The sequence below is a fragment of the Candidatus Poriferisodalis multihospitum genome (assembly GCF_028283155.1).
Classification (GTDB): domain Bacteria; phylum Actinomycetota; class Acidimicrobiia; order Acidimicrobiales; family Poriferisodalaceae; genus Poriferisodalis; species Poriferisodalis multihospitum.
Window position 1 is genome coordinate 1 of the sequence record NZ_JAPYOK010000083.1, and the last position, 18766, is coordinate 18766.

At 68.5% G+C, this 18766-nt stretch carries 16 protein-coding genes; 6 read left to right on the forward strand and 10 right to left on the reverse strand.

From position 1 onward, the window contains the following. The 3 genes from lysS to VI480_RS07965 form a co-directional block, all read right to left on the reverse strand. A partial coding sequence (gene lysS / locus VI480_RS07955; protein WP_323672295.1) for a lysine--tRNA ligase occupies positions 1–1046 on the reverse strand: 1046 nt, incomplete at its 3' end. A gap of 61 nt (positions 1047–1107) precedes the next feature. Continuing rightward, a complete protein-coding gene (locus VI480_RS07960; RefSeq protein WP_323672296.1) occupies positions 1108–2232 on the reverse strand; it encodes a hemolysin family protein in 1125 nt (374 codons plus the stop codon). A 70-nt stretch (positions 2233–2302) separates the two neighbouring features. Then, the gene (locus VI480_RS07965) at positions 2303–3634 is read right to left on the reverse strand and encodes a hemolysin family protein (protein ID WP_323672297.1); all 1332 of its coding nucleotides are present in this window, start codon (positions 3632–3634) and stop codon (positions 2303–2305) included. 95 nt (positions 3635–3729) lie between these two features. On the opposite strand from VI480_RS07965, the gene VI480_RS07970 reads away from it, so the two are divergent. The 5 genes from VI480_RS07970 (at position 3730) to VI480_RS07990 (ending at position 9991) form a co-directional block, all read left to right on the forward strand. Continuing rightward, positions 3730–5670: an ABC transporter ATP-binding protein gene (locus VI480_RS07970; RefSeq protein WP_323672298.1), complete on the forward strand. Its 1941-nt coding sequence runs from the start codon at positions 3730–3732 to the stop codon at positions 5668–5670. Further along, positions 5664–7871, forward strand: a complete 2208-nt coding sequence (locus VI480_RS07975) for an ABC transporter ATP-binding protein (RefSeq protein WP_323672299.1) — start codon at positions 5664–5666, stop codon at positions 7869–7871. Before VI480_RS07970 ends, VI480_RS07975 begins: the two co-directional genes overlap by 7 nt. A gap of 6 nt (positions 7872–7877) precedes the next feature. Continuing rightward, positions 7878–8723: an ABC transporter ATP-binding protein gene (locus tag VI480_RS07980; RefSeq protein ID WP_323672300.1), complete on the forward strand. Its 846-nt coding sequence runs from the start codon at positions 7878–7880 to the stop codon at positions 8721–8723. Between the two features lie 62 nt (positions 8724–8785). Next, the gene (locus VI480_RS07985) at positions 8786–9277 is read left to right on the forward strand and encodes a nuclear transport factor 2 family protein (RefSeq protein WP_323672301.1); all 492 of its coding nucleotides are present in this window, start codon (positions 8786–8788) and stop codon (positions 9275–9277) included. Positions 9278–9283: 6 nt separating this feature from the next. Further along, the gene (locus VI480_RS07990) at positions 9284–9991 is read left to right on the forward strand and encodes a hotdog domain-containing protein (RefSeq protein ID WP_323672302.1); all 708 of its coding nucleotides are present in this window, start codon (positions 9284–9286) and stop codon (positions 9989–9991) included. Here VI480_RS07990 and VI480_RS07995 read toward each other — a convergent pair. From VI480_RS07995 to VI480_RS08025, 7 genes are all read right to left on the reverse strand, one after another. Continuing rightward, positions 9963–11363, reverse strand: a complete 1401-nt coding sequence (locus VI480_RS07995; RefSeq protein WP_323672303.1) for a hypothetical protein — start codon at positions 11361–11363, stop codon at positions 9963–9965. The two genes, VI480_RS07990 and VI480_RS07995, sit on opposite strands and share 29 nt — an antisense overlap. A gap of 66 nt (positions 11364–11429) precedes the next feature. Continuing rightward, positions 11430–12707, reverse strand: a complete 1278-nt coding sequence (locus VI480_RS08000; RefSeq protein ID WP_323672304.1) for an acyl-CoA dehydrogenase family protein — start codon at positions 12705–12707, stop codon at positions 11430–11432. A gap of 58 nt (positions 12708–12765) precedes the next feature. Next, a complete protein-coding gene (locus tag VI480_RS08005; protein ID WP_323672305.1) occupies positions 12766–13227 on the reverse strand; it encodes a hypothetical protein in 462 nt (153 codons plus the stop codon). Next, positions 13220–14137: a Cof-type HAD-IIB family hydrolase gene (locus tag VI480_RS08010; protein ID WP_323672306.1), complete on the reverse strand. Its 918-nt coding sequence runs from the start codon at positions 14135–14137 to the stop codon at positions 13220–13222. Before VI480_RS08010 ends, VI480_RS08005 begins: the two co-directional genes overlap by 8 nt. A gap of 58 nt (positions 14138–14195) precedes the next feature. Beyond that, positions 14196–15077 carry a PaaI family thioesterase gene (locus VI480_RS08015; RefSeq protein ID WP_323672307.1) on the reverse strand — a complete coding sequence of 294 codons (882 nt, stop codon included), beginning with the start codon at positions 15075–15077 and terminating at the stop codon, positions 14196–14198. Continuing rightward, positions 15074–15700, reverse strand: a complete 627-nt coding sequence (gene coaE / locus VI480_RS08020; RefSeq protein WP_323672308.1) for a dephospho-CoA kinase — start codon at positions 15698–15700, stop codon at positions 15074–15076. The genes VI480_RS08015 and coaE overlap by 4 nt, the downstream gene beginning before the upstream one ends. A gap of 58 nt (positions 15701–15758) precedes the next feature. Then, the gene (locus VI480_RS08025) at positions 15759–16538 is read right to left on the reverse strand and encodes a TIGR03084 family metal-binding protein (RefSeq protein WP_323672309.1); all 780 of its coding nucleotides are present in this window, start codon (positions 16536–16538) and stop codon (positions 15759–15761) included. A 98-nt stretch (positions 16539–16636) separates the two neighbouring features. On the opposite strand from VI480_RS08025, the gene VI480_RS08030 reads away from it, so the two are divergent. Further along, on the forward strand, positions 16637–18742 hold the full coding sequence (locus VI480_RS08030; protein WP_323672310.1) for an acetoacetate--CoA ligase: 2106 nt from the start codon (positions 16637–16639) through the stop codon (positions 18740–18742). The last annotated feature ends 24 nt before the right edge of the window (positions 18743–18766 follow it).

An 18766-nucleotide genomic window follows, 5' to 3' on the forward strand; every position in this document is an offset into this window, starting at 1 on the left:
CGCCAGAGGCGCTCGTACTCGACGAACGCCTTGGTGAGGCCGGGCACGTCAAGAGCGAAGTCGATGGCGCGGCGCGGCTGGGTTCGCAGTACGACATAGCGCAGCAATTCGGGCGGCAGCAGCTCGACTAATTCCGACGAAGTCATGCCGATGCCTCGAGACGAGCTCATCTTTGCCCCGCCGAGCGTGAAGAACTCATACGGCACGGCCACCGGCACCGGGCACTGGAGCACCTGGCGGGCGAGCGCGGACGACACCTCGTGCGACCCGCTGGCAGCCATGTGGTCCTTGCCGGCGCCCTCGATCGAGACGCCGAAGAGCTGCCACTTGGCGGCCCACTCCAGCTTCCACGGCAGCTTGCCGTTGCCGCCGAACGGGCTGATGCGGCCGCGGTGCCCGCATCCGGTCGCCCAGGTCACCAGGTCGGCCCGGCACTCATACGCCACGGTTTCGCCGTCGTAGTCGGTCGCATACGTGGTGCCGATACGGCCGCACTGCTCGCAGATGGGCTGGAACGGCAACCAGTCGTCGGAACGCTCGGCTCCGCTGAGCCTGAGGTAGATCTGCTTCACGTCTGCCGCGGCTCGCAGGAACACATCGATGATGCCGTCGAGCCGGCCAGACCGGTAGATGCCGCTCATGCGGTAGAAACCGGCGTTCACGCCGAGCTTGTCGAACGGGCCGGGGGTGTCATCGGCCGGCGAGTCGGCAGCATCGAACCACTTGCCGGTGAACTCGCCGAAGTAGGCCTCAGCCATCGAATCGCCACGAAGACCCTCGGGCGCCGGGGCCGCCCACAGCGGCTTGCCGAGGTGCTCCACGAAGTGCTCACCAGTTCCGTACGGGATCTCGTCAACTGCGTCCATGTCGTCGCAGCCGTACATGAACGTCGCATCCAGGCCGCGCTCGCGGGCCACCCGGGCCAATGCGTCGTGGATCAGCACACCGCGCAGTGAACCGACGTGCGCACGGCCGCTGGGGGTCTTGGAATCGTTGATCACGACCTGCGGGGAGCAGCCGTCGAGCGCTTTGTCGATCCAAGTCATGATGTGGAGCCCTCGGCCGTACCGGGCCTCGCAACGAGCGGCGAGGCCTAACCAGCAGGGCCTAGTCAGAAGGGAGTGTGCCACTCCCAAGCCCGGCCGCCGCGGCGGATGTTCTGTCAACGCTGGCGTCGGGATCGCCGATCAGGCTGCGCAGCAAATCATCCAGCGCAACGACCCCGAGCGTGCGACCTTGTGCATCAGCTACGACGGCGAGGTGAATGCGAGCACGCTGCATGCGGCGCAGCGCCTCGTCCAGTGCCACGTCGGGGCCGAACTGCAGCATCCGGCGCACGAGGCCTCGGCCAACGCGCTGGGTCGCGGCGACCATTCGGTCCGCCTCGGCCAGATCTGCGGCGCCACGCTCGGCGAACGCTGCCAGATCGTTGCTGTGCAGCATTCCCCGCACATCGTCGGTGCCACTGCCCACCACGACCAGCCGCGAGTGGCCCGTCCGAGCGAACTGCTGCTCGACTGTGGCGATCCCATCGGCGAGCCGCACGGCCGCGACTTCCCCCGCTGGTGCCATGACCTCGCTGAGGGTGGTGGCCTCGAAGCGCATCGCCCGTTCGAGCAGGGCCACGTCGGTGGGTGCGATGTGGCCCTCAGCCAGCGAGTCGCGCGCCATGAGCGTCAGCTCGGCTGGGGTCGCCACATCAGCCAGTTCCGAGGTCGGCTCGACACGCAGCATGCGGGTCATGCCATTCGCTACCCACTGCAGCGCCCGGGCGATGGGTCGGGCGACGTACAGGTATGCGGCCATGGGCCGGGCCAGCACCAGCAGGGTGCGCTCGGGTCCGATGAGCGCCAGGTTCTTGGGCACCATCTCGCCGAACACCATGTGCAGCACGGTCACGATGCCCAGCCCGATGCCGAAGCCGATGGTGTGCAGCACGGCGTCGGGGATCTCGACGATCCCGTGCACGGCCTGCTCGATGAGTCGGGCGATGGCCGGCTCGGTCAGGCGGCCCACCGCCAGCGAGCACAGGGTTATGCCCAACTGCGCTCCCCCGAGCGTGGTCAGCACATCGGATTGCATGCGCTGCGCTGCGAGGGCAGATCGCTTGCCCGTCGCCGCGGCGCCATCCACCACGGCACGCTTCGCGCCGATGAGGCCGAACTCGATGGCGACGAAGGCGCCGTTGAACACGATGAGCACCAGCCCCACCGCAATGGCCAGCGTGGTCATGATGCGTTGCCCGCCACAGCGGCCCCGCAGACGCCGAAGCCACCTAGCCCGACGGCATTCGCCAACGCAGTCATGATGCGTCGCCCTCCGCATCAACTCCGTCTTCGGCCATCTCGGGAGGCCTGATGCGTACTTCGGCTACACGGAGCCCATCGGTCTGCGTGACCTCGAGACGCCAGCGGTTCCACGTGGCGACTGCTCCCTCGGAAGCGATCTCGCCCAAGCGTTCCAGCACGAAGCCCGCCAGCGTCTCGTAGGGCCCTGGTGGCACCGTCAGGCCTGCGGCCTCCTCCACCTCGTCGAGCGTGGCCGTGCCGGCAAGCGTCACCGGTTGGCCCGGCCGGCGGAAGGTCAGCACAGCGGGCTCGTCGAACTCGTCGGCGATGTCGCCCACGAGTTCCTCGGCAATGTCCTCGCGGGTCAGAACCCCAGCGGTGCCGCCGTGCTCGTCCACCACCACGCACAGCCGGCAATCCGACGCCGCCATGTCCGCGAGAACGCCATCGAGTTTCCGGCTCTCGGCCACCGCTACGACGGGCCGCATGATCGACTCCACGAGCGTGCCATCACGCTCGGCGGCATCGATGCTGAACACATCGCGGACTTCAGCGATGCCGAGCACGTCGTCAGAGCTTGCACCGAGAACCGGGAACCGTGAATGTCCGCTGGTGCGCGCCAGCTCCACCAGTTCCCCGAGCGTCGCTGCCGCGCTCACGGCTGAGATCGAGGTGCGCGGCGTCAGCGCGTCGGCAGCGTCCTTGCGACCCAGTCGCAGCGTCCGCACCAACAGATCGGCTTGGGCGTCGCTGAGCGTCCTGCGGCGCGACGAGCGCACCACATATTCCAGCTCGTCGCGGGTGCGCACGATGCGGAGCTCCTCGGTCGGCTCGAGACCGAGCCCGCGCACTGTGGCATTGGCGATGCCGTTGAACAGCAGCGTGAGGGGCGCAGCGATGGTGCCGTAGAGGCGCAGCAGCGGTGCCAGCGCGAGCGAGGTTCCCAGCGGCCGCGAAACGGCCAGGTTCTTCGGGAGCAGCTCACCGAACACCATCTGGAAAGCTGCGGCGAGCGCGATCGCTACCACGGCAACGACCCCGGCCGATGCCAGCGAGGAACCCCAACCGCCCAGCGCCCACTCGATCAGCCGGCCGACGGTGTCTTCAGCGATGATGCCGAGCACCAGCGACGTGAGCGTGATGCCGAGCTGGGCACCGGCTAGATGGAAGTTGAGCCGCCGCAGCAGCGACCGTACGCCGCGGGCTCGCAGCTGACCTTGGCTGGCCAGAACGTCGACCTGCGAGGTGTCCACGGCGAGCAAGCAGAACTCGCCTGCCACGTACACGCCATTCAAGACGATGAGCGCGACGACAATCCCAAGTCCTGCGATGAGTCCCAGCGTCATGCCGGTGCCGTGCACCCCCGAGCGCCCCAGTGGCCGCGTCCACGGTACCGGGAAGCACCGGCCTGCCGAACAGGGGCGCCGGTAGCCTCGCCGGGATGCGGGTGGCCCCACCCACTGCGCCCGAGGAGTCCGCCGCGCAGCCCGATCCCGACGCCGACTGGATTCGCGCCGACCCGTCGCTGAGCTGGATCCGACGGCTCGGGCCTTTGCTGCGGCAACAGCGGGCGCGCATCGTCACCGCGGTGATCGCCGCCATCTTGGCGACGGGCGCGGGGGCCATTGCGCCATGGATCGCCGGCTTGGCCGTCGATGCGGCAGTGCCCCGCCCCGATGGCACCAGATCGGGCTCGCTCTGGACGCTGGTCATCGTCTTGGTAGGACTCGGCCTCGCCCGCGGCATCTCCACCTACACCTACCGCTACGGGCTCTTCTCCATGGGCCATCGGGTCGAGTTCCAGCTGCGCACGCTGCTGTTTGCCCACCTCAGCCGGCTGTCGTTCGCTTTCTACGACCGGGTGCACACCGGCGAGATCATCTCCCGCTCCAACTCCGACATCCGCTCGGTGCAGATGTACCTGGCCTTCGCTCCGATCGTGTCGAGCCAGTTGCTGAACTTCGTGGTGGCCATCGCGGTCATGGCATGGATCAGCCTGCCGCTGACCGCCATCACGATGCTGATCATGCCCGCCGTCTACGTGCTGGGCCAGCGGCTGCGGCACATCATGTTCCCGCTGTCGTGGATCATTCAGTCGCGCAACGCTGAGGTCGCCACCGTGACGCACGAGAGTGTGAACGGTGTACGGGTCGTCAAGGCCTTCGCCGCCGAAGCCCGGCAGGTCACCGAGATGGCCCAGGCAGCCCAGCGGTTGCGTTGGGCCAACATGCTGCAGCACAACACCAGGGCGCACTACACGCCGGTCATCGAGAATCTCCCGCGCCTGGCCATGGCGATGGTGCTGCTGGTCGGCGGGCACTTCATCATCGGCGGCTCGCTCTCCGTGGGCAATCTGGCCACCTTCTACCTGTACATCCTGCTCTTGCAGGCGCCGTTCCGGTTCATCGGGATGCTGTTCATCTTCGGCCAGCGGGCCAAGGCGTCTGCAGAACGCGTCTTCCAGGTGCTCGATGAGCCGGTGCTGGTGGCAGATCGTCCCGGCGCCGTCGATCTGCCTCGGCGCAGCGGCCCGACGGGTGGACCCGCTGGCATGGCAGTGGAGTTCGAAGATGTCCGCTTCGCCTATGGCACCGAGACCATCGGGGGCGTAGCGGGAACCGCGAGCACCGAGCACGACGCACCGCTGGTGTTCGACGGTCTGGATCTGCGCATCGGCGCCGGCGAGCGGGTTGCGATCGTCGGGCGGACCGGCTGCGGCAAGTCGACGCTCGCCCGGCTGCTGATGCGCTTCTACAGCCTCGGTTCGGGCACGATCTCCGTCGACGGTCACGAGGTGAACGGCCTCACCGGCGACAGCCTGCGCCGGGCTGTCGGCCTCGTTCCCGACGAGCCGTTCCTGTTCTCGGCCACCATCCACGACAACATCGCCTACGCACGACCCGATGCCGCCCGGTCCGACGTGGTTGCTGCCGCCACCGCTGCGCAGGCCCACGAGTTCATCAGCGAACTCGAAGAGGGGTACGACACGGTGGTCGGCGAGCGCGGGTACGACCTCTCTGGCGGCCAGCGGCAGCGCATCGCCATTGCGCGGGCGATCCTCGCCGATCCCGCCGTGCTGATCCTCGACGACGCCACAAGTTCCATCGACGTGGCGCACGAGGCGAAGATCCACGACGCGCTCGTCGCGCTGCTCGCCGAGCGAACGACCATCGTCATCGCCCACCGGCTGTCCACGATCAGCCTGGCCGACCGGGTGATCCTGCTGGACGGCGGGCGGGTGGCGGCCGACGGGACCCACGCAGAGCTGCTGGCCACCGAACCCCGCTATGTCGAGGTGCTGGCAGCGGCAGGCGACACAAACAGGCTCGACCCCAGTGCCGTCGCCGGCGACGGCACTCACCGAAGCGGCGCATCATGGTGATGGTCGGCGGCCCGGGCCACATGGGGCCCACTGCGACGCAGGCGAGCGCAGCGGCGGGGCTGCCCTTCGCCGGTGTCCCAACCGAGATGCAGCAAGGCGCCGACAGGCTGCTCGAGCTCGAGCCCGATCACCCCGAGCCGGAGGTCGACTTCGACCACGTGTCGGAGCGCGCCGGTCAGGAGCCGGCGCGTACGTTCGGCCTCCGGGACATGCTGATCCCGCACAGCTGGGGCGTCTCGGGAGCACTGCTGCTGCTCTGCGGGGAGACCGCGGCGATGCAGACGGTTCCGGTGCTCTTCCAGCAGGGCATCGATCGCGGCATCAGCGCGGGCGACCGCTTCGCGCTCAACATGGTCGTGCTGGTCTTTGTCGGCGTTGTCGCGGTCAGCATCCTGCTCAGCCGGCTGCGTCAACGCCTGAACGGGCGCATTGCCGAACAGGTCATGTTCGACTTGCGGTTGCGACTGTTCAGCCACTACCAGCGGCTCTCGCTGGACTGGTACACGACGTCCAAGTCCGGGGTGCTGCTGAGCCGGATGACCTCCGACATGGAGTACGTGGCGCTGCTCATCAACGAGGGCATCGTGAACCTGCTGATCCAGGTGCTCACGGTGGGCGTCGTGACCGCGGTGCTGTTCAACTACAGCCCGTTCTTGGCAGTGATCCTGCTCGGGGGCATCATCCCGCCGCTGGTGGCGCTGACGCTGTGGTTCCGGGCGCGCAGCGAGAAGGGCTACGCCGAGATCCGCGACCGCATCGCCGACGTGCTGGCCGACCTGTCGGAGAATCTGGCGGGGATCCGTGTGATCGCAGCCACAGGACGTCGCCTGGAGAACGCAGTGCGGCACCGGAAGGTGACCGCTCGTTTCCGCGACGCCAACCTGTCGATGTCCAGGGTTCAAGCGATCTATGGACCCAGCACCGAGGCAATCGGCATTGCTGCCCAGGGGCTGGTGCTGGCGATCGGCGGGGCGATGGTGCTGGACGGCAGCCTCACCATCGGGGAGCTGGGCGCGTTCGTGCTGTATGTCACGACGCTCTTCGCCCCAATCCAGCAGCTCGCTCAGCTCTACAGCACCTACCAGCAGGGCCAGTCCGGTCTCCGCAAGATCAGCCAAGTCCTCGCGACGCAGCCGACCGTGCGCCAGCGTCCAGACGCTGCTGAGCTTCCACCGGTCACCGGTCACATCCGGCTCGAGAACGTGTCGTTCGCCTACGACGACGAGGCGGCGGCAGGTGAGGGCAACGGCGACGGGACGAGTGGGAACGGCGGCGCCAATGGCACCGTTGTCGGCACGAAGATGCGCGCTGGTCAACTCGGCGCATCGTTCGATCCGGTGGCGATGCCTGCGCTTGGAAACGGCACGGAGTCTGCTCATAGCAGCGGAAGCGGCTTCGCTGACGGCAACATCTCAGATGGCGGCATTGCCGAAGGCAGCGAGCCGCTCGACGACGACCCTCCCGAGGTGCTGAGCGATGTCAGCCTGGAGATCCGCCCGGGTGAGACGTTCGCTCTGGTCGGGCCGACGGGCGCCGGCAAGAGCACGATCGCGAAGCTGATCATCCGGTTCTACGACCCGACCGACGGGCGCATCACCATCGACGGGTGGGATCTGCGCGACCTGACGCTGTCGTCGCTGCGCAACCAGCTGGGGGTTGTGCCACAAGAGCCGTTCTTGTTCCACGGCACCATCCGGGACAACGTGGCGTTCGGCCTGCGCGACCGCGCCGGGCTTGGGAGGAGCGACAGCGACACACAGCTCGACGCCGACATCGACGCGGCGCTCGACCTGGTCGGACTGCGCCAATTGATCGACAGCCTGCCCAAAGGCGCAGACACCCAGGTGCACGAGCGGGGCGTGTCGCTGTCGGCCGGCGAGCGGCAGCTCTTGGCGCTGGCCCGGGCGTTCGTGGCGCAGCCGCGGGTGATCGTGCTCGACGAGGCCACGTCCAGCGTCGATCTCAGCACGGAGGCCGAAATCGAGGGCGCGCTGGACTTGCTGCTGGAAGGCCGCACGGCAGTGCTCATTGCGCACCGATTGGCGACGGCGATGCGGGCCGACCGCATCGCCGTGATCGACGGGGGCGGCGTGGTGGAGCTGGGCACCCACGACGAGCTGGTGGCGCTGGGCGGGCAGTATGCCGGGATGTATGCGACGTGGATGGCACACGCGGGCGAAGGCCGCCGCGACGAGACGTGAGCACTCGTGAGTGACGCCCAACCCCAACGCGCAGATCAGCCGCCAGCCCAGCCGACAGTCTCCCTGCGGGATGTGACCGCCTCCCTGCGGAATGTGTCGGTCGTCTATGACGGCACCACCGTGCTGGGACCGCTCGACTGGCAGATCGCTCCGCACGAGCGGTGGATCGTGCTCGGCCCGAACGGATCGGGCAAGACCAGCCTTATCAAGATCCTGTCGCTGTACCGCTTCCCCACTACCGGCACAGTCGAGGTGCTGGGCGAGCGATGGGGTGCCGTCGATGTGCGCGTGCACCGGCAGCGCATCGGGCTGGCGAGCTCGTCGCTGCGCGACCAGTTCCGGCCCAACATCAGCGCCCTCGACATCGTGATGACAGCGCGCTACGCCGCGTTGGAGACCTGGTGGCACACCTACACCGATGCCGACCGATCGAGCGCGCGGGCATGCCTGGAACGCGTGGGGGCCGGTCCACTGGCTGACCGGGCGTTCGCCACGCTGTCGTCGGGCGAACAGCAGCGCGTGCAGCTGGCCCGCACGCTCATGGGCCGGCCGGAGTTGCTGCTGCTGGACGAGCCGACCGCCGGTTTGGATCTCGCAGGCCGGGAGCAACTTGTGGCCAGCCTGGAATCGCTGGCCGCGGACGCCCAAACGCCAGCAACGGTGCTGGTGACCCACCACACCGACGAGATCCCGCCGTCGTTCACCCATGGGCTGCTGCTGCGCGACGGTCTGCCGCTGGCGTGCGGCCCTCTGGGCAACGTGCTCACCGCCGAGTCGCTGTCGGAGTGCTTCTCCCACAAGCTGCGGTTGGAGCGGCGCGATGGCCGCTGGCTGTCGTGGGCGGTGCACTAGCGCCCGAGCACTCCGTGCGCGCTGCCTCGAATCGTTTGCGTGCCGCCTGCGAGACTGGCGGCATGAGCGAGCAGGCTGGCATGGGCATCACCGATGACACTGCGGAAGCGGCCGCGGACATCGAGGCGCGGATCACGGGCTACTTCGATGCCTGCACCAGCGGCGACGCGGCGGCAGTGGCAGGACACTTCACCGATGACGCCGTGGTCTATGACACGAACCATGCACCGGTGCGAGGTGCGGCGACCATCGGGCGCTTCTGGTCGCGCATCGCCTCCAAGTGGCAAGGCGCATCGTGGCACTGCGAGCGGCTGGTGACCGACGGCGACACCGCGGCGATCGAATGGAAGATGTCCGGCACGAGCGCAGCGGGTGCCGACGGCGATGTGCCATTCGCCGTACGGGGCAGCGAACACTACGACTTCGGCCCGCGCGACGATTCCGGCGAGCGGCTGATCGCCGAGATCCGCCAGTACTGGACGTTCGACGCGGGGCACCCGTCCAGCGAATTGGTCGATTACCCCTACGGCGAGCCTGACCGGCTCGGCAGCTGACAGCCCGTGGACGACCCGCCGCCGCGCGGCGACGCCGATGGCGGCGCAGGCGACGACCTGCACCTCATCTATCCAGACGCCCAGCTCGCCGATCGCAGCGCTGCGGCGGGAGCACTGCGACGGCTGGCACACGCCTTCGTGCGTCATCGCACCGACCCAGAAACGCTGGCGGAGATCGCTGCGTGGGCCGAGGCGACCGCTGGGCGGCTCGAAGCCGGCTCAGCACCTGTGCCGCGGCCGGCGGACTACTTCGCCCGTCGCTATGAGGATCCGAGACCGCCTGACGGTGCCGAAGTCATGGCATTCAGCGACCGAGCCTTCAGCGGACCCGCAAATCCAACCGCGATGGAAGTCGACATGCGCCGTGACGGCGACGGCGTGAGGGCGCAGGTCACTTTCGGTGCTGCTTTTGAGAGTGCTCCGGGTCGTGCGCACGGCGGCTCGGTGTGTGCCGTGGTCGACGATGTTCTGGGCTACCTGATGGTGTGCCTGGGCGTTGCCGCCTACACGGCGCGTCTGGAGATCGACTACCGGGGCGGCGTCCCAATCGACGAGCCGGTGAACTTCTCCGGGCGCGAGATCCGGCGTGAGGGGCGCAAGTCACACGTGGAGCTCGCCGTGCGCGCCGCCAGCGCAGCAGCCGACGCTCCACCGCTCATAGAGGCCACCGGCCTGTTCGTGATCGTCACCGCGGACCAACTCGCCGCAGAATGAGCTGCCCCAGCGGTTCGCCCACGTGAGCCCGGCCAGACGGCAGCTCCCCTTCGGCAGCTTCGACATCCCAGACCATGACGTCATTGTCGAGCGTGTACAGCAGGTACCGGCTGTCGGGTGCCCACGCCATGTCTCCGAGGTCGATGCCGATCTCGGGCGAGTGGCGACCCCAATCCTCGGCCAAGTCCACCACCACCACACCCGCTGGCGTGCCGTTGCCATGCAGGAGCCGCAGCGCGATGCGATTGCCGTCCGGCGACATCAACCCTTGCTCGCTCCATCTGTCCGGCGACGCCGCCTGCAGCTCTGCGGGCAGCTCCACTCGCCGCTCTGAGATCACCCCGGTGGAAATCGGGTAGCCCTCGCAGAACGTCGAGCAGTCCTGCGCCAGCTCGGCTTGGTCGTCGCGCTCGCCGAAGCGGCCCGACGCCTCTGCGCAGATCTCCTCGCACCAGTCGTCGCGGCGATCTGGGCCCACAGTGGCGCTGAATGAGATGTCGGTGATCTGGCAGCCGTACTCCTCGCACTGCAGCCGTGCGACATGACCGTCGCCCACCGCGAGCACGCGGCCGGTGCCGAGCTGCAGCGCTGCGTTTCGCCCGTCGAGTGCCATGACGCTGCCCGCCATGGACACGACGACGTGATCGCCCAGCGCTCCGTGCACGATCGCCTCGTTGGGCATCTGCACCGCGGAGCGGAACACGCCGTCGGGGCCGACCACACGAGCGAACAGATGCTCAGTGCCACGCACCACCCCCACGATCCCCGGCGGGCTGTAGGCGGGCAGCACCTCGGACACGTCTTCGGCGATGACAACGGTGTCCCCGCTGTCGATGTCCACCCGCAACACGTCGCGCTTGATGCCCACCACGATCGCCCCGTCGAGATCGACGAGCGTGTGCGGCAGGCCCGGCAGCGGCACGAACCGGGCCTCTCCGGTCAGCAGATCGAGCTGGTACAGGAAGCCGCGGATGTCGCCCGTCGGGTCACCGGCGAGCGTGGCGATCATCTCGGCGGCGGGACGTGCGGGCGGCAGCTCGCCGACGGCTGCGTCGAGCGCAGTCGGCGGTGGCAGCGTCGTGCGCGGGGGCTGCGCCGGTGCCGTCGTGGTCGTCGTCGCGGGGGTTTCGGTCGTGGTGGTCGCAGGCGTCAGTGCGGCATCGGGCTCGCCGTCGCTGCGTACCCACGCCACGACCAGCGCAGCCACGGCCAAGGCCGCGGCGAGGCTTGCGAACACGGCCAAGCGCGGCGCCGAAGACGGCCGTCGCTCCACCACCGTCTCCTGCACACTGGCGAAATCGGCGCCGCCCTCCGGCAGGATCTCGAGGCCCTGCGGCGATTCCGGACCTTGGGGCGGTTCGGTCATGCTCACCGCTTCACATTCTGTGCCGCCCGCTGGGCCTGCGTTTCCCGATGGCCCCGAGCAAGGTACAGCGCGCTACCAAGACGTGGCGTTCTGGGCAAGTTCCCGGAATGGCGTAGCCGGATCGGGGCCGGGCTCTCTGGGCAGGCCCAGCACCCGCTCGCCGAGGATGTTCCGCTGGATCTCGTCGGTGCCGCCATAGATCGACGGCGCCGGCGAGAAGACCGTCATCTCCTGCATCACGCCGCTGGTCGCGGCTTCGTCGCCCCACAGGGTCATGTCCGCGCCGAGGATGGTGCTCGCGAGCGACCGGGCGCGGCGCAGGGCCGCTGTCATGCGCAGCTTCGCCAAGTTGCCCTCGCCGCCGGTGCGCTGGGACTTCTGTCGACTGCGCATTGCCGACAACCGCATCACTTCGAGATCGGTGTGCAGCGCTGCGAGTTCTTGGCGGACCACCGGGTCACCGCCACGGCCGCGGGTGCGAGCCTCCTCGCTGAGCTGGTTGAACGTGCCAGGGCCCACTCCCCCAGCCGCCAGCGGGAGTCGCTTGCCGCGGAACGTGCCGGCTGGCCGGTCGAGGTGGCCGGCAACGGAGCCAGGATGGGCCGCTGCGAACGCGAGCCCGTGGCTGCCGCCGATGCCCGCTCGCTCAACCATGAGCGTGGTGTTGGTCACGCGCCAGCCGTCGTTCAGCTCGCCGATGACATTCGCGTGGGGCACCCGAGCCCCGTCGATGAACACCTCGTTGAACAGCGACCGGCCGGTCATCTCGCGCAGCGGCCGAACCTCCACGCCGTCCTGATCCATCTCGAAGGCGAACCATGTGAGGCCCCGGTGCTTGGGAGCTTCGGGGTCGGTGCGCGCCACGAGCATGCCCAAGTCGGCATGGGCACCTTCGGAGGTCCACACTTTCTGCCCGGTGACGATCCACTCGTCGCCGTCGCGGATGGCCTTGGTCTGCAGACCGGCGAGGTCGCTACCCGCTCCGGGCTCCGAGAAGAGCTGGCACCACGATTCGGTGCCATTCAGAATGGCCGGCACGAAGCGCTCGATCTGTTCGGGTGTGCCGTGCTCGAGGACGGTGGGCGCCGCCAGCAACATGCCCAGCCCCGCCGGTGCTCCGATGGCACCAGCGGCACGCATCGCTTCGACCAGCATCCGTGTCTCGCTGCGACCCCAGCCCCGGCCGTGCGGCTCGGGCAGCGTCGGGTTCGACAGCTTGGCGGCAGCGAGCCGCTGCCACCATTCCTGCACGCTGGCTTCGGGATCCCAGTTGTCCGCGAGCCAGGCATCGAGCTCGGATCTGAGCTCGTCGCCCGACGTTGGGCTCGCAGATGCCCGCCGCTCGCTCATGGCGGCGAACCCTACCCCCGCCCGATGCTCAGGCTTCGGTCGCAAAGCGGAGCCTGCATCACGTTTCCTCCGCAAAGCGGAGGAAGATCGCCGTCGTCGGGGCGAAGAACAGTCGCCACGCTTGCAGGATCCCTCCGTTGGGGCCACAGATCAGGCGCGTTTCAGTGTCGGCGGGCAGCTCCACGACCACTCTGGGGCTGAAGATCCACAGCAGTTGCAAACGCAGCGTGTAGCTGCCCGGACGCAGTACGAAGTGCTCGGTCTGGTCGTCGCGGATCTGCCCGACTCGCTGGTTCTCAATGAGAACTTGATAGCTGCGGATGGTGTCCCGGTAGTGATGGATGCGCTCCAGCACGAGTTCGGCGGTCGCCCCTTCCGGCGCGTCGGTCCCAGCGTCGGTTGCGTCGTCGTCATCGACAACCTCGGGCATTCCCAGGGGCGTGCGCGGGGCCTTGGCATTGTGGTCGGCCATACCGCGCCGCATTCGATCCCATACCGAACGGCGCTCCTCCTCAGCCATCGGACCTCCCGCCGGGCGGCGCAGCGGCGAACGCACCGCCGCGCCCAGCCGGCAGCCCGCCTTCCCCGGCAAGCATCGCCTCGACGACGACGGCAATGCCATCATCCTCGTTGCTCGGTGCGACCCGGTCGGCCGCATCGCGGACCGAGTCGGGAGCATTGGACATCGCAACCGCCTGGCCGGCCCAGCGCAGCATGTCGATGTCGTTCAGCCCGTCGCCGAATGCCAGCACGTCTGCGGCGTCGAAGCCGTAGCGCTGGCAGATGATCTCCAGCCCTGCCGATTTGCTCACCCCAGCCGCCGCGATCTCTGCCATATCCAAGCCAGACGGGCGAATCTCGGTGCCGAGCGGCATGTCCGGCGACAGCTCGTCGATGATCGCCAGCGTGTCGACACTCGGCGCATGCACCAGCCACGTCAGGACAGGCCCATCCACGGCGCTGAGAGCATCGTCGACGCGGTCAACGCTGATGTCTGCAAGCAGGTCGACGGGCATGACAGGGGCGAAGTCGTGCTCCCACACGTGCCGGCCATCGGCCATGTCGAGCCCGAGCCGTACGTCGGGCACCAGCTTGCGGGCAATCTCCGCCGCCTCCATGGCCTCGATGTGCGTCATCGCGCGATCGGCGATCTGCTCGCCCGCGACGGCATCCATCACCACCGCCCCATTGAGACACACCGCGTACGACACGCCCGACGCCTGGCGCACGACCGACTGGGCCTGCGGCCACGGGCGGCCGGTGGCCAAGGCGGTGATGACGCCCGCCTCGGCAAGCGCACGCAGCGCCGAAGCAGTCCGCTCGGTGAGCACGCCTTGGCGGTTGATCAGCGTGCCGTCCACATCGAACGCTGCCAGCCGCGGCAGGCCGGCCCGAGGCCTGGCCGGAGCCTTGCGCGGCGGTGTGGTCATGCCCTGCACGGTAGAGGGCCGGTGTGACACGCGGCATGCCTATTTCGGCCCCGCTCGCTCAGTCGAGGTAGGCAGCCGTTGCAGTGGCAGTCTGCAGCAGCCGGTCGGCGTCGCCAGCGGTTTCGAAGATCCGGGTGCGGGTCGTCACTAGGTGATCGGTGCGTGCGAGCGTTTCGCCGTCGACGCGAAACGGTCCGCCGCGGCCCGGCGCCAAGTAATGCACGTCGGCGAACACACAGCGTGATGTGCGCTCGCCGCCAGCCGCCATGCGGGCAAGGTGGTTCGCCATGACCTCGGCCACCACGATCGACGCACCCCCTTGCAGTGAGCCGAACGAGTTGCGGATGCGGTTGTGCATAGGCAGTTCGATGCGCGGCTCGCCGGGCACCGGGGTGATCCGCAAGTAGTCATCGAGGGCGGGCCTTGGGTTCAGCTCGTGATCCTCCCGGTAGTCCACCGTGTTCTCGCGCGCCGTGGAATCCACGACCGGCGTGTCGTCGCGCCGGGGCAGGCGGGCGTAGGTACACGTCGAGCGCGCAATCTCGGTGCCAGATTCGTCGGTCACCGAGGTTTCAGTGACGACTTGGTTCCGTCCGACTCGCAGCGGCGAGCACCGAGCGGTCACCACCTCGCCCTCAGCCCGGGCAGCAAGCACCGTCGATAGGTGCAGCGTGGCTGACCAGTCGGGCGTCACCTGCAGCACCGCGTGATGTCCCGCCACCGAATCCACCAGCGTGGCTACGGCGCCGAGCCGCAGCCAGCCCCCCTCGGCCAGAGGACCGTCGGCAAGATCGTCGAGGACCGGCATGGTTGCCGTCAGCGTGCCGTCACCCCTCATCTGATGGCTGAGGCGCAGGTGCCGGAGGATGTGGTTCTGCGGCGGGTACCGAGCGGGCGGCCGCACCGGCCCGTCGGCCGGCGAGGACGCGGCGGGGCTCATGCGGCGCGCTCTTCCGCCAGTCGGCGCAGGGCGTCCCACAGCTTCGTCGTGGCATCGGCCAACTCGTCGCTCCCGCCGCCGTTTCCGATGACGAAGTTGGATACCTCGCGCCGCTGCTCATCCGTTGCCTGGGACGCCAGTCGCGCCTTGGCATCGTCGGAGGTCATGCCGCGCTCGATGAGCCGCTCCAGCCGTATGTCGGGCGGCGCCTCGACAGTGACCACGATCTCGTAGGGGAAGCGGGTATTGCGGCCCAGCGTGCTCTCGGTGAGCACGGCCATGTCGAGCACAACGACGTCGGTTGTGCCAGCCGCCCCGATGGATTCGATCCGTTCGTCGAGGAGTTCGTTGATCGCCGGGTGGCTGATCTCGTTGAGAGCTGCGAGCTCGTCAGGATCGTTGAACACGATCGATGCGAGCGCGGGACGGTCGATGCCGCCATCGGGACCTGCCAGATCGCTGCCGAATCGCTCGAGCACAGCCGGTACCGCCGAACCGCCGGGAGCGATGATCTCGCGGCCCAAGGCATCGACATCCACCACCGCCGCTCCGTGACCGGCCAGCAGCCGCGCGACCGACGACTTGCCCGCCCCGATACCGCCAGTCAGACCGACAATCAGCACCGCGCCCCCTGTGCGCGCCTCAGCACTGCCTTCGCCCGCGCGCCGATCCGCATCGCGCTCAGGCGGCGCGGCGGCTCTCGGCGTCGGTCGGCGGTCCGGCGAATGCCTGGGCGATGTCCATCCAACCTGTCGCCAGCGGGCCGGTGACCGACAACACGGTTTCGGTGTGGTGTCGCCGCTGAGTGACCGCTAGGCAGAACTCGTAGGCGTCGCCGCTGACCCTGTCGGCCGCATCCTCCGGACCCCACGTCCATACGTCTCCGCTCGGGGCATCCAGCTCGACACGTACTGGTCCGTCGGGCACCTCGAGGCCCCGATTCGCGTAGCTCCAGCCGCGCGTGCTCACCCCGATGTGGGCAACATGGCGGAGCCGATCGGTGCGTGGCAACTCCCGGCCGTGGGTGTCGGCCACGTCATGCCCGTGCGACCACGTCTCCATGAGCCGGGCGGTCACGAACGACAGGGCCCCCATGGACGGTCCGAACCAGGGAATCCGGTCCTTGGGATCGAGCGGGCGCACGGCATCCAGCATCTTGGATCGTTCAGCGCACAGCCAGTCCCAGATCTCCGCTCCGGACATGGAGGCGAAGTCGAACCCGGCTGCGGTGTGCAGATCCATTTCGCCACGCGCCGCAGCTGCCTTGAAGTCGTCGAAGTGCTCAGGATCGACCACGGCCACCGTTGCCACCCAGTCGGTCATGCCCAGATGCACCATCGTCTCGCGGCTGTCCCAGCCCTCAGCAGGTGTGGGCAGGCGCCACTGCTCCTCGCTGAGGTCACCGACCACGTCGCCGAGCGCGTCGTTCTCTGCCTGAAGGTCGTCGCAGATGCCGTCCATGGGTGGGGACACTACCCGCACGGCTCAGAGCGATTCCGTGGTTACCGCCTCCTCCGTCGGGGACGAACGCGCGACCGCGGCTGACTATCTTGCGCTCGATGGCCAGCGCGCTGGAATCCCGCAGCACGAGCGACGCCAATGCCGTGCTGTGGCGGCCCGATGACCGGCGGCGGCGCTCGACGCAACTCTGGCAGTTCGCCGAACAGGTGGGAATCGGGCTCGACCGCAACGCCTATGCGGATCTGCACGCGTGGTCCGTGCAGCATCCAGGAGCGTTCTGGCGCGCCGTGTGGGAGTTCTGCGACGGCATCGGCGAGCTCGGCCCGGACTTCGTCTCCGCAGGATCGCGCGCTGGTGCTGGCCCGGCGGCAGGCGCCGGCGCTACGCCAGGCCCTGGTCTGGAGTTCTTTGCCGGCTCCAGCCTGAACATCGCCGAGCACTACCTGCGGTCCGTCACTGCGGGCGGGCCGCAGCCCGACGACGTGGCCCTGGCGTTCATCGGCGAGGACGCAGCTCAGCTGACCATGACGCATGGCGAGCTGCGCGCCGAGGTGGCGGCGTGCCAGCGAGCACTGGCAGCCGATGGAGTCGGCGCTGGCGACCGGGTCGCCACCATGCTCCCCAACGGCCCCGAAGCGCTCATCGTGTTCCTGGCCACGGCGTCGCTGGGCGCCGTGTACTCGTCGGTCAGCCCCGATTTCGGCATCGACGGCGTGCTCGACCGCTTCGGCCAGATCTCCCCGACCGTCATGGTCGCCGTCGACGGCTACTACTACAACGGCGTCCGCCATCACACGGCCGACAAGGCAGCCGAGGTGGCCGCCAGCCTCAGTGCCTCCGGTGGGTCGGGCTCGCTGCGGCGGCTCGTCATCGCGCCGTACGACCGCAGCGCACGCGCACCTGCGGGCGATGTGTCGGGGTCGGCGACATCGTGGGCCGACTGGCTGGCGCTTCATCGCGTCGCCAGCGGCGACGACCTGACCTTCGAACGGCTCGGTTTCGACCAGCCGGTGTACATCCTCTACTCGTCGGGCACCACTGGGAAGCCGAAGTGCATCGTGCATCGTGCCGGCGGCGCACTGCTGAAACTCTGGTGCGAGCAGCAGCTGCACTTCGACGTCCGCCCCGGTGATCGAGTCATGTACTTCACCACCACCGGCTGGATGATGTGGAACTGGCTCATCGCCGGGCTGGCCAGCGGCGCATCGCTGGTGCTGTACGACGGGTCGCCGTTCCATCCCGGTCCGGCGCGGCTCTTCGACGTGGCCGACGAGTGGGGCGTCACGCTGTTCGGCGTCAGCGCCAAGTTCATCGAAGGCGCGATGAAGGCCGGGCTGCGGCCCGCGCAGACCCATGCGCTCGACACCGTGCGCACCATTTCCTCGACGGGTTCTCCCCTGGCGCCCGAGGGCTTCGACTGGGTGTACGAGCAGGTGAAGGCCGAGGTGCATCTGGCTTCGTTCTCGGGGGGCACCGACATCTGCGGTGGTTTCGTGATCGGCGACCCGACAGGCCCGGTGCGGCGTGGCGAGATCCAGGCGGCGGCACTCGGCCTCGATGTCGACGTGGCCGATGCCGACGGCGCGCCGCTCGGTGCCGGCACGCAGGGCGAGCTGGTGTGCCGCAACGCGTTCGTGTCCATGCCGCTGTGCTTCTGGGACGACCCTGACGACGCGCGCTACCGGTCTGCGTACTTCGAACGATTTGAAGGCGTGTGGCACCACGGCGACTTCGCTGAATGGACGTCCGCCGGCGGCATGATCATCAGCGGCCGATCCGACGCCACGCTGAATCCCGGCGGGGTGCGCATCGGCACTGCGGAGATCTACCGCCAGGTCGACCAGATCGACGAGGTGCTCGAGAGCGTAGTCATCGGCCAGCGAGTGCCTGCCGGCGGCGGAGCCGCAGCCAGCAGCGACACGCGGGTCGTGCTGTTCGTGAAGCTGCGCGAGGGCCTGAAGCTCGATGACGAGCTGATCGCCAGGATCCGCTTACAGATTCGTTCGGGAGCATCGCCCCGGCATGTGCCCGCAGTGATCGCCCAAGTGCCGGCAATCCCGCGTACCCGTTCCGGCAAGCTGGTGGAGCTGGCGATTCGAGACGTCGTGGAGGGCCGACCGGTGGCCAACGTCGAGGCCATCGACGACCCCGCCGTGCTCGACCACTTCGCCGATCATCCTGCGCTCAGGCAGCTCAGGCAGTAATGCGAGCACGTTCATGGAACGGTG